Here is an 11,752-nt window from a genome sequence, read left to right on the forward strand (position 1 = left end):
TTAATTCAAAAGGAAACTTTACTATTATTTGACAGACATAAGGGGATTCCTCCCACCCATCTTAATATAACAAATTACACTTTCATTACTTCATCATATAATTCATTCCATTTATGATATTGCGATGCGATTTCTTTATTCCAAATGATCTTCATTTAATCTAGTAATTTCTATTGCACGATCTCTCTCTTGTAATTTACGAGCCAAACTTTCTACACCAAACACTTCTGTAAATGTGTGGCTACCTACTATTAAGTTGATACCTTTAAATTTTGCATGTTGCACTGTATATAATGTTTTTTCTCCTGTTATATACGTATCACAACCTTTTTCTAATGCTCGCTCAATCAAATTTGTATTGTTACCTGCACCAGTTAAAATCGCAATCCGTTTTATTGGTTTATCGTGATTCCTCCAGCTCTTCACTTTCTCTTCCATTCTTTCTTCAAGTTTTTCAACCAAGTTTGAAAATGCAATCGCTTCTTCAAATTCTCCTATTCCAGGTAATTCCTCTTCCTCATACGTAGAGTATTCTAGAATTGTATCTATCCCCATTTCATTAAATAATGACGTACACGTACCAAATTCAATAAAATCTAACGGCAAATGAATCCAAAAATGATTCATTTCATATTGTTTTAATTTCTCAATACAAGCCTCTTCCATGCCAAACAAAAAATTCCAAGGAGCATGATGTGTAACTATCATATCGACTCCATTTTTATACGCTTCCTCAATCGTCTCTAGTGTCAAATTTGTTGTGTAACCGATTTTGTGAAACTCCTCTTTACTTATATGAGTATAACCATATTCATCATCGCCGTATTTATGAAGATGCTCTCCAAATAGCGATTTTATATGTTCGTTAAACTGCGTTATATTCATTTTCATTTCTCCTTTCATTTACTTTTATATTTCATAAATAAGGAAATACTAAATAACAACGTTACATACATATAGGAGGACAATATGAAACCTGAATTTTTAAAAGCTGTACATGATGCGATTGGAAATGTCGAACACATTCATATAGAAGAAAGTGGCGCAGACAGTTTACTTATTCACCACGATGATGCGCAGCAATTAAAACAAGTTGCTGAGACTTTAGAAAATAATAATTTTCGCTCCGCTTTAAGAACAACGGGAAATGCTTCATATATTGAAGTGTTGAATAGATAAGGAGAAGTCCCGGTTATATGCCGGGCTTTTTCTAACCCTCATTAAAAATTTTATAATAAAGCTCTATCTCCGTTTTAAACAAACAATTATTTCTCCAAAATATCCTCTGCATCTTTTCATTCGACGTATGTGTGCTCCCAATATAATAGGTAGCACCCATTTCCTTTAACATATGTAGAGATTGAAGATGCAGTTGGGAAGCAATTCCTTTCCCGCGACAATAAGGCATTACCCCAAAATAAAATAATCGCCCTTCACTTTCTGTTCCAGATTCTATATGCGGTATGGACATACCAATTGGCTCATTTTTATCATAAAAAACAATACATGACTTTTCCCTGCCCTTACCTAACTCTGTTTGCACTGAATAAAAATGCTCATCGATAGTTAAAATTGAAGTTTGATTTCCTGAATTCAACATACATTGCTTCCAAATGTATTTAAATTCTTTTTCTGATAAGGTTTCTTCTATTGAACAATATGTATATTGTTTTTCAAGCGCCTCTACATTGTTTAACCCTCTACACACTTCTATTTTTGCTGCGTGCAAAGAAAAACCTGCATCAAGTAACACTCTCGTACTTGAGTTATAACCATTAAACCTTTTGTTTAATACAATACTCGCTCTTTTTAACTCCCAGTTAAAACAAACCTCTTCAAATCTACATATCTTCTCTGTATAAGTTTGTACATCATAAAATACATCCTCTTCTATTTCTTCAATTGTGACTGCATTTGGTAAGCCATTTAATATTTTTTTAGAAGAGCCAAATAAATTTTTGATAACTGTAAGATCGTTCTTCACCACTTCGTTTCCCCTACCCCTGGTTCAATACATTCACCTGAAGTTTCATTTATATCTCACTCTCGGTTATTGATTGAATATTCTTTATTATCTTACACAAAATACAAAATTTAGTAAATTATTATGTTTTTTATAAACAAAAATCCAGTTATACATACTGCATAACTGGATTTCTCATTATTTAATACCCTTTTTATTTTGCAAAAAAAGCATCCCTTAATTCCCTCTTCAACACTTTCCCTAAAGCATTTTTCGGTAAGTCTTCCATAAATACAACTTCTGGTATTTTATAGCTTGCCAATTTTTCTTTACAATGCTGCATAATCTCTTCTTCTGTTAAAGATGTTTGAATGTCTTTTACAATATACGCTGTTGGAACCTCTCCCCAAAAATCATTGGGAACTCCAACTACTGCAACTTCTAAAACACCATTGATTTCATGAATAACATCTTCTACTTGATCTGGATATACGTTGTCACCACCGCGTACGATAACATCTTTATATCTTCCCATAATATGTAGGAATCCATCATCATCTATCATGCCAGCATCACCCATGTTAAACCAATTATCTTTTACTACCTTTTTCGTCGCCATTTCATTATTCCAATATCCTTTAAACATGTACGGGCTTCTTACGTGAATCTCTCCAACTTCATTTGTTGTTAGTTCATGTCCTGTTTCTGGGTGAACAATTTTTAACTCTACATGTTTTAGTGTTTTCCCTACAGAAGACATCTTTTCATTTCCCATCATTGGATGCCATGAAGTTACAACCCAACCTTCTGTACTACCATAGCCTTGCACCATATAGATTCCTATTTCCAAATATTTTTGAATGAGCGTTTCTGGCACTTTTGTTCCACCGCTTTGTGCTACTTTAAAGGTTGAAATATTACGTTCTTTTTTATTTAGTTCATCAAGCATGTAGCTATAAACAGCCGGGAATGCAAGCATCGTAGTAATTTTCTCTTCTTCAATCTTATCCCAAATAAGAGTAGGATTCGAATCAGCTAAGAAAATCATCGTAACACCATGATAAATGCAATTTAAAATAGAAAGCACGCCACTCATATGAAACAATGGATGCACGGATAAAAAGCGTTCACCTGCTGGAATTTCTCTTTGCCCCGCAATCTCAGTAAAATAGTGATGTAAGTTTTTATGACCAATTACACATGCTTTTGCCTGTCCAGTCGTTCCTGAAGTAAATAAGTAAATTGCATCATCATCTTCATGAACGTCTACGGTCGGCTCTGTAATTGGCTGTTCTTGTAATTTTAATTCCAATGAACCAAAGCCTTCTTTTGTCGTTTCAATTACATAAGGAATTTCTTTAACAGCATCAACCTTTAATAAAACTTCACTAAACTCTTCATCAATAACTAGCACTTTTAATTTCGCTTCTTTTACAATCATTTCCAATTCATAAACAGTAAGCTGATGATTTAGCGGGATAAATATCGCTCCAATTTTTAAGCTTGCCATCATAACGCTTGGAAACGGGTGATTATTTTTGCATAAGATTCCTATACGATCCCCTCTTTGCACACCGTTATGTAACAAATAATGCGCAAACTGATTTACTCGTTCATTATACTGCTGAAATGAATATCTTTTTTCTCCGCCTACAAGCGCTTCCAAATTTGGTGATTGCATTGCTCTCTTTTGTAATAATTGTCGCATCGTTCTCAAATAAAACTCCCCTTTATATATGTTAGGGTTTTTATTTTACCAGATTAACTATTAATTCACTAAAGATTACACTTAGTGAATTTAAAACGAATAAAGTGAAACTTTAATCAGCCCTCACCAATCGGGCTTTTACAGGCAGCCCAAATCTCACCTAACTCCCTCGTATTCGCTGATTTTTGAGGTAGGAGTCCTGCTGTCCACAAATAGCGGGATTTAAAAATAGCCATCTACTTATCAAGTAAATGGCTATTTCTCCTTATATATTAGAATACTTCTTATTCATCACATATTGCACATACTCAGGCGCACTATTATTAATCTCTTCATCACTTAGCTTATATTCTGCACCATATAAATAAAACGAAGGTATAAACTCCATTCCCGTGTATAAGCTTGTAGCGTGAAATGGTTTCGTCAACTCAGCCATTGTGATCCCGCTATTTTCATAGTCTATTTCTAATCCACCTATAGAAATAGCTACACCAAACTCTTTTCCCTTCACTTTATCCCCTTTAGATCCGTAAGCAAATCCATATGTTAATACATCATCGAACCATTTTTTTAATAATGGTGGTGAGCTATACCAGTAAAGTGGAAATTGGAATATATATCGGTCGTGCTCTACTAACAGCTTTTGTTCTTCTTCAATATTAAACTCCCAATTTGGTGCCACTTTATATAATTCATGCACCGTAATTTCATCCGAATATTTCTCAAGTTCTTCTACCCATCTTTTATTAATTCGAGACTTTTCAATATCAGGATGTGCTACAATTACAAGTGTTTTCATATATTTTCTTCCCCCTTATAAATAATTCAAACGCTTTAGTATTAGTATGAATGAGTCACATATAATTGAAAAGTACGTACTTTCAGGTACTATAGGAACCTTGAGGTACCTTTGGAGGTGTTATATGAATCAAAATGATGACTGCCCAATTGCAACGACACTCGATGTAATTGGCGGAAAGTGGAAAGTTTATATTTTATGTGTTTTGATGGATGGAAAAATGCGAACAAATGAAATTAAACGAGAAATTCCAAACCTTACACAAAAAGTTCTTACACAGCAACTTCGGCAACTTGAAGCTGATGGGATTATCCATCGTACCGTATATCAAGAAGTACCACCAAAGGTTGAGTACACGATAAGTGAACACGGAAAATCTTTAATGCATATTATGAATGAACTATTTGAATGGGGAAAAGATCATCAGATGAAAAGATTAAATGACTAAAAGAACACTATCAATTTTGTTCAATCTTCTATGTCAAGAATTTTTCTAAAATTTCATAATAGGGTACCGTAACATGTGATTAACCTAAGGTTGAAAATTCCCCCAAAAATGGTAATTTTGTATTTTTATCGTTTTTTTGGGATAACTTGTTTTCTTAAGTTAATGGACATGGGACGTACCCACCATCTATCAATCCAAGAAGATTTAATTAGGAAAATGAAATTTTATAAAGTTTCGTATATACTTACTACATTTCCCTTATTAAACGCTCGCTCTATTTTTTCTAATCTCAATTGTACGTAAGCTATAAAGGAGCACCCCTAAACCAAGAATTTTTTCATTATTAGACGCATTAGAACCTAATGTAATAGTAGGTACATTTAAACCCATAAACCTTTCACTCCATTCTATAGGCATATATCCTTGTTTACCGATTGCTAATGTACGTCCTTCTATTGTACGGAGAGTGCTTTGAATAAAATCAAACTCAACTTCTACATCTGACAATTTTGTAGCTTTATCAGTCATCAAAGTACCACGTATCATAGTAAATCCTTGTATCATTTTTTCTTTAAACATACCAATCTGGTTATAATTCGAATCATAAGTTACCCAATCATATCCGTCCACTTCAGTATGAAAATATGCTATAATTTCCCCGCTACTTGTTTCTAATCCATAAACATCTTTATTATGTAAAAAAGGTATCACTGAAAAAAGAATATTAGATGAAACTATCTTTGTTCCTGCAATATATCCACCATCAGGATGATATAAACCAAATTGCTTGTTTCGTTTAGGTAATTCTAATACGACAAAAGTATCAACATCCCAAAATGTTGCATTACTTTTTATAGTATTTTTTTGTATCAGCTTCCCTTTTCTTAACTGCCAAAATCCAATTCCAAAAAAGATAGAAGAAGCGATAACAAAAAAGATAATCTGCCCCCAATTAACATGTCCCCAATCGTCATATACAGCGCATAACGCAAGAATAAAAATACCCGTTCCAATTAACAGTTTAAACTTCCCTTTTCTCTTATAGTAATCAAATAATTCCATTTCTATATTTCCACCCCTTATTTGTGTTCCCTGACTATTAATATATCAAAAATACAGAATGCCCTCTATCCAAAAATATGGGTTCCACTGCCCATGTCATTTGTTACTCTTCATAATTATCAACTTAATAAATTTTATTGCTGTCAATTGAGTTTTCATAAACTTTGTACATAAAGAACAGATAACTTAATGAACATGAAAGCCTTTTACCAACAAACTAAGATGAAATGTTATAATATATGTAAAAATCAAATATTCTTTAAAAATTACGTAAAGTGCTGCTTAAGATTATTAGTATGTTAGAGATTCCAAATAATTATAACGTTACCAGTTCAAATATTAATAGAGGTGAAATCATTGAAGAATCAATATATAGCAACACTTGTCGAAATCGTGTTAAAGCATATACCCAATGCAGCTGAGAAATCGATGTTATTTGCATTTTACAATGGGGTCGTCACGACGTATAGTTACTTTCATTATGAATCTATGAAAGTATTTGAACATGGCTCAGAAGGACTTCCATCTAATGAAATTATGGACAATATTCAAAGAGTACGTCATACCGGGGAATCGAACTGGACTGCATTTGTTTTAACTGTCAAAACAAATGGTTTATATGAAGTTGATTATTATGACGATTTAAATCCTACTTTAGAGTGCAGTTCTGCACTACTTTTACTTGCATACAGCCATTATCATATTGAACCAACCTCTGATTTTGGTAAATCACAACTACAAAGCGCTATTAAAGCCGAAAGTTTTAAGAAAACGTTAAACTACGCGTGTATGAGAAATGACATAGAAACAGTTAAAGAAAAGTTAGTAAACATTAAATTATCTACATTAAATAAAAAAGGACCTGATAGAAAAACGCCACTTCACATCGCTTGTCTAAATGGCAATATTGAGATTGTTACATTACTAGTAGAAGCAGGAGCAGATTTGAAAATTAAATATCATGGAGAAACACCTTTTGCCCTAGCATGCGGAAAAGGTAACGTAGAAATTATTAAATATTTAATTTCTAAAGGTGAAAATGCAAATGATATCATGGTCGGAAAAGTCACTCCTCTTCATTTAATTAGTAGTTCTGGTAATCAAGAAATTGTTCAATATATTTTAGAGCGTATTACAAATATAAATGCGGTGACAAACAGGAAACGTTCAGCTCTCCACTACGCAGTGGAGGATAACAATCTTGAAGCAGCAAAGGTTTTAATAGACAACGGTATTGATATGGAATTACTAGAAGAATACAAAAGGGGTGCATTAAGCCTTGCTTGCGGCCGCAATAAACCAGAGATGGCAGCGCTGTTGTTAGAAAATGGAGCTAATATCCATAGTACAGGACAAGGAAAAATCACACCGTTACATAGTGCATGTGAACAAGGCTTTATTGAAGTAGTTCGAGTGTTACTACAACATCAACCGAACTTGCATGAGAAAGCAACATTATACAGTATGCCAAAGAATGAAAAATTAAAAGAAACCCCCATCGAAACAGCCGAACGCCTTGGATACGATGAGATAGTCGAACTTTTGAGCTCAAAATTATGAGAAAGAATGAAAGTAAAATCAATATTTTTGTATTTTAGAGATAATACCATATCACTATCAAGCTAATTAAAAAGATACTCCTTAAAAGTAAAAAACGCTATTCTCTCTGTAAAATCATAGAAAAGAATAGCGTTTTTCATTTTGAAATCGTTTCATTTTGCTACTTGCTAGCTTCACGTTAAGAGTAGCAAAAAAATTGTCCAACAGGATGCCTATATCATTTAAATAAATAGTGTTATGGATAGTTATATAATTTGTTACTGCGAAGTCTAGCAAGTCATCATTTATACTAAACATGCCAATATTGATTTTGTGCGATTGTCCGTTACCTCATAATAAATTTCTAATCCTTTTCGAGTACCTGTTACGATTTTAGCAGCCTTTAGTTTGGATAAATGTTGACTAATTGTACTTTGGGGCATTTGTAAATTTCCATACATTGTTGTTACATTTGTAGCGCCTTTTGCAAGCATTATTTTTACTAAGGATAAACGGACAGGATGTGCCAATACCTTTAATACTTCAGCGATTTCTACATACATTTCTTTTTTTTCTTTCATGTTTCTTTCTCCCCTTTTATATAAATATTAATGATATCCATATATATAATTCGTAAGCATATATGTTTTTGTGTCCGTCATTTTAAAAAAATATAAAAAAACTTTACCCCGAAAACAAAGGAGTGCCTTAACATAACGTTTCACTATCAGTAATAAATAGAAATTTCGTTATGGAAGCAGAAGGTTTTATGTTACTACTCTATATTCAACTAGCTAAAATCAATGAAAAAGAGAGCAGATAATCTGTTCTCTTATGATGCCTCCTTATGTTCCGTGGAATGTTTAACACTCCCCATTCTCTTTAGTTTATTCCACCCTACTGCTACTCCTCGAATCGATGAGAATATAGATTTAATGACAACATACGTCATAAATTGACGATAAATAAAGCGTTGTAAAATTAACCATGCTAATGGTTTTGGATTCTCTTTCTCTAATTTAAATGCAAATAGTGAAGCGAGAAGATCTATGACAAAGAATACAAGATAAAATCCTAATACTTTTAGCGGATTGCTACCAAAAAGCCCCATAATCATTAATATATCTGCTAAAGGTGCAATAAATTGCAGAACATATTGGAATAACCACATATTGGGCAATGCAATAAATCCTAATGCTTTATGTTTGGAATGAAACAGCGCTTTTCGATGTTTCCAAAGACATTGGAGTGTACCGTATGACCAACGATATCGTTGTTTAATGAGACTTTTCACATCTTCAGGTGACTCCGTAAAAGCATATGCTTTTTCTTCATATACAATTCTATGTCCTTGACGTAAAAATGTAATAGTAAGATCCGTATCTTCTGCCAATGTGTCTTCGCTTAAATAACCAGATTCAACTACATTCTTTTTACGCCATGCTCCAATCGCTCCAGGAACAACTGTAATACAATTTAACTCATCAAAAGCTCTACGTTCTAAGTTAAATCCTGTAATATACTCAACATGTTGCCAAGTAGTCAATAAATTCCGTCTATTCCCAACTTTAACATTCCCTGAAACTGCCGCTACATTATGATCTTCAAAGTGTCTAATCATTAAAGAAATAGCATCTTGTGCAATAATAGTATCTGCATCTAACGTAACAATGATTTCTCCTCGTGATTGCTGAAACCCTAAATTCATTGCCGATGATTTTCCGCCGTTTTCTTTCTGAATTAAACGAACTTTAGGATGCTTATAAAATGTTTCTTCCATTACTTTTGACGTACCATCTTTCGATCCGTCATCCACAACAATAACTTCAAACTCTCTATAATCACTATCCAAAATGGAGCGAATCGTCTTAGCTATCACCTTTTCTTCATTATATGCTGCTATGACAACAGTAACGAAAGGTTGATAAGAAGAATTAGTAAATAAGCGGGCGCTTACTGTCTTTTTCTGCTTGTATGCAAAATAAATTAAAAATAGGAATCGAAAAATACCTAATCCAATAGCAATATAAAAAATCGTTGTTAATATATGCTTTGCATATCCCGCTCCTGAAAAGACAGCTTTATTGTAAAGTAAATATTGCTTACCCTCAGAAGAAACAGGTGGCATAATTTCATCTCGTTCTTTATTCATTAAATCTGAAATTGTTACAAAACTATATCCATGCTTTTTTAGGTCTTTAATAATGATCGGGAGCGCCTCTACTGTATGGGTACGATTCCCTCCCGCATCATGGAGAAGAATAATATTTCCCTCTCCCTTATAAATAGGATTAAGAGCACGTCTTACTAATTCATTTGTTGATGGTGTTGCCCAGTCTTCGGGATCAACTTTTTCCCCTACCATTGTATAGTTCATATTTTGTGCACGTAAAATAGGCAATATTTCATTTGATGAATCCGGGTTAGCATCCGCTTCATATGGTGGTCTAAATAAAACCGTAGAATGTCCAGTTACTTCCTGAATTAAACGTTGCGTCGTATTAAGTTCTACTTTCGTTCGTAGTAAAGACGTATCAGCTATGTTAGGATGCTTGAAAGTATGATTGCCAATTTCATGCCCTTCATCGTATATTCTTTTTACAATATTAGTATTTAGTTGCGCGTTTTCACCAAGTACAAAAAAAGCAGCATTTATTTTATTCTCTTTTAATATATCTAATATTTCTGGCGTATATTTCGGGTCTGGTCCATCATCAAATGTTAATACTACTTGTTTTCCATTTGGTTTTCCATATCGTTGCACTTCATACGCAGATGGTAAGGAGTGATATACTTCATCTGTAAGGTAACCATCTTTGCCTACTTTAAAATCTCTCAATCCATTTTTTCTTTCATTCTCAATCTGTAAAATTTCACCTTGTCCAGAATAATTTACTTCATCTAAACTATTGATTTTATGTAATACATTAGGATTTTTTTGTACCTCAATAGGATTTTTTAAAACCTTCCATATTGTAGGGTCTTCTGCTCCTAGTCTCCATAATGCAAACCCCTTTGCATTGTTGTCCATTGCGATTTTTACTTGATTATAGAGAGTAACACCGTCTAAGAACCAAGCAGTATGTTCTTTCTCTCCTGTTTTATATCTAAAATAAGGGTTTCCACTCATCTTATCCCATTGTATTTTCATATTTGAATCATGAGCCATTGCCATAACTTCTGAGAAAGTTAAAGACTTCGCAGCTACTTTACTATTTACTTCCCAATCATATCCATAGTTACCGAAAGCAACTATAAGCTTATTAGACGGAATATTCAGTTCTTTCAATGTATGTTGGAACCATTTATTTGAAGCAATTGGTCCTGGTTCCCCAGCTCCATAGTGCTCATCGTACATCATTACAATCATTCGATCTATTATTTTTGCTAACGCACTATAATCAAAAGCCTTATCATTAGCTGGAACATCTTGTGTAACGAGTAAATCATGTTCATGAAATTCCGTAGTAAGTTCTTTCATAAAATTTGTTAAGTTTTCTCTATCACTTTCAGGTACAGCCTCAAAGTCAATATTAATACCTGAAAACTGATTCTTTTTAACTTGGCTTACTAAATCATTAATAAACTTTGTCTTTACATCGTTTGAAGAATTCAGTAACTTATGAATTAGCCCACTATCAGGACCAGAAGCTTCCTCAGTATAGTTAGTAAGCAAAGGCATAATCTTCACTTGATTTTTTTCTGCCAACTTTACTATCTCAGGTTTTATCTCACTTCTAATCGTTAAATCTGCTTTTAAATGATACCACTCTGGTACTAACGTAGTTAATGAATCGATATTTTCTTTTAAAGAAGCGGTACTATTTTCATCCCAGTTTACATAAAAACCATACACTTCTTTAGGTTGTTTACTATCCTTCGGCGAATTCACCAAATTTTTATTATCCTTCGTTTCGGTATTTAGTTTAAATTCTTCCTTCTTTAACTGCTGATCACTAAGTTTTTGATTAATTGGTACAAGTTTAGTATCTTGTTGTACAGCGGTATTCATATTTGGAATTTCTGGTGTTGAAAAAATACTTTGAAAGAAAAAATAAAATACAACACTTACACTAACTATTGAGATACATAGAAACCAAATAAAGGCTATGTTTCTCCTTCCTTTCGGATCATAAAAAACAGGTTTTTCTTTATCTTTCTCTTGTTGAATGTTTTTCTCCATTATATTTTTCACATACTCCTTCTTAATAGAACTATAAAATAATAAAGTGC

General features: G+C 33.2%; 10 protein-coding genes. 3 read left to right on the plus strand and 7 right to left on the minus strand.

The genetic code is table 11. The features are described 5' to 3' along the window. Positions 1 to 135: 135 nt before the first annotated feature. Positions 136 to 885: a Nif3-like dinuclear metal center hexameric protein gene (locus ACUN26_RS13490; protein WP_001027988.1), complete on the minus strand. Its 750-nt coding sequence runs from the start codon at positions 883 to 885 to the stop codon at positions 136 to 138. Positions 886 to 969: 84 nt separating this feature from the next. On the opposite strand from ACUN26_RS13490, the gene ACUN26_RS13495 reads away from it, so the two are divergent. Beyond that, a complete protein-coding gene (locus ACUN26_RS13495; RefSeq protein WP_000801649.1) occupies positions 970 to 1,179 on the plus strand; it encodes a hypothetical protein in 210 nt (69 codons plus the stop codon). Positions 1,180 to 1,210: 31 nt separating this feature from the next. Here ACUN26_RS13495 and ACUN26_RS13500 read toward each other — a convergent pair whose 3' ends face one another. From ACUN26_RS13500 to ACUN26_RS13510, 3 genes are all read right to left on the minus strand, one after another. Further along, a complete protein-coding gene (locus tag ACUN26_RS13500) occupies positions 1,211 to 1,987 on the minus strand; it encodes a GNAT family N-acetyltransferase (protein WP_000240317.1) in 777 nt (258 codons plus the stop codon). A gap of 190 nt (positions 1,988 to 2,177) precedes the next feature. Next, on the minus strand, positions 2,178 to 3,680 hold the full coding sequence (locus ACUN26_RS13505; RefSeq protein WP_001259978.1) for a class I adenylate-forming enzyme family protein: 1,503 nt from the start codon (positions 3,678 to 3,680) through the stop codon (positions 2,178 to 2,180). 256 nt (positions 3,681 to 3,936) lie between these two features. Further along, positions 3,937 to 4,470: an NAD(P)H-dependent oxidoreductase gene (locus tag ACUN26_RS13510; RefSeq protein ID WP_000855237.1), complete on the minus strand. Its 534-nt coding sequence runs from the start codon at positions 4,468 to 4,470 to the stop codon at positions 3,937 to 3,939. A 124-nt stretch (positions 4,471 to 4,594) separates the two neighbouring features. On the opposite strand from ACUN26_RS13510, the gene ACUN26_RS13515 reads away from it, so the two are divergent. After that, positions 4,595 to 4,918, plus strand: coding sequence for a winged helix-turn-helix transcriptional regulator (locus ACUN26_RS13515; RefSeq protein ID WP_001072967.1), 324 nt, complete (start codon positions 4,595 to 4,597; stop codon positions 4,916 to 4,918). A gap of 261 nt (positions 4,919 to 5,179) precedes the next feature. On the opposite strand, the gene ACUN26_RS13520 is transcribed toward ACUN26_RS13515, so the two are convergent. Further along, positions 5,180 to 5,980 (minus strand): hypothetical protein, encoded by an 801-nt coding sequence (locus tag ACUN26_RS13520; RefSeq protein ID WP_000418467.1) that lies wholly within the window; start codon positions 5,978 to 5,980, stop codon positions 5,180 to 5,182. 357 nt (positions 5,981 to 6,337) lie between these two features. On the opposite strand from ACUN26_RS13520, the gene ACUN26_RS13525 reads away from it, so the two are divergent. Beyond that, complete coding sequence (locus tag ACUN26_RS13525) at positions 6,338 to 7,540, plus strand: ankyrin repeat domain-containing protein (protein WP_000795995.1); 1,203 nt, start codon at positions 6,338 to 6,340, stop codon at positions 7,538 to 7,540. A 284-nt stretch (positions 7,541 to 7,824) separates the two neighbouring features. On the opposite strand, the gene ACUN26_RS13530 is transcribed toward ACUN26_RS13525, so the two are convergent. Both ACUN26_RS13530 and ACUN26_RS13535 read right to left on the minus strand, forming a co-directional pair. After that, the gene (locus tag ACUN26_RS13530) at positions 7,825 to 8,100 is read right to left on the minus strand and encodes an ArsR/SmtB family transcription factor (RefSeq protein ID WP_000660069.1); all 276 of its coding nucleotides are present in this window, start codon (positions 8,098 to 8,100) and stop codon (positions 7,825 to 7,827) included. Positions 8,101 to 8,351: 251 nt separating this feature from the next. Beyond that, a complete protein-coding gene (locus tag ACUN26_RS13535) occupies positions 8,352 to 11,702 on the minus strand; it encodes a glycosyltransferase (RefSeq protein WP_000414304.1) in 3,351 nt (1,116 codons plus the stop codon). Positions 11,703 to 11,752 lie beyond the last annotated feature (50 nt).

The sequence above is a fragment of the Bacillus sp. WC2503 genome (assembly GCF_052682895.1).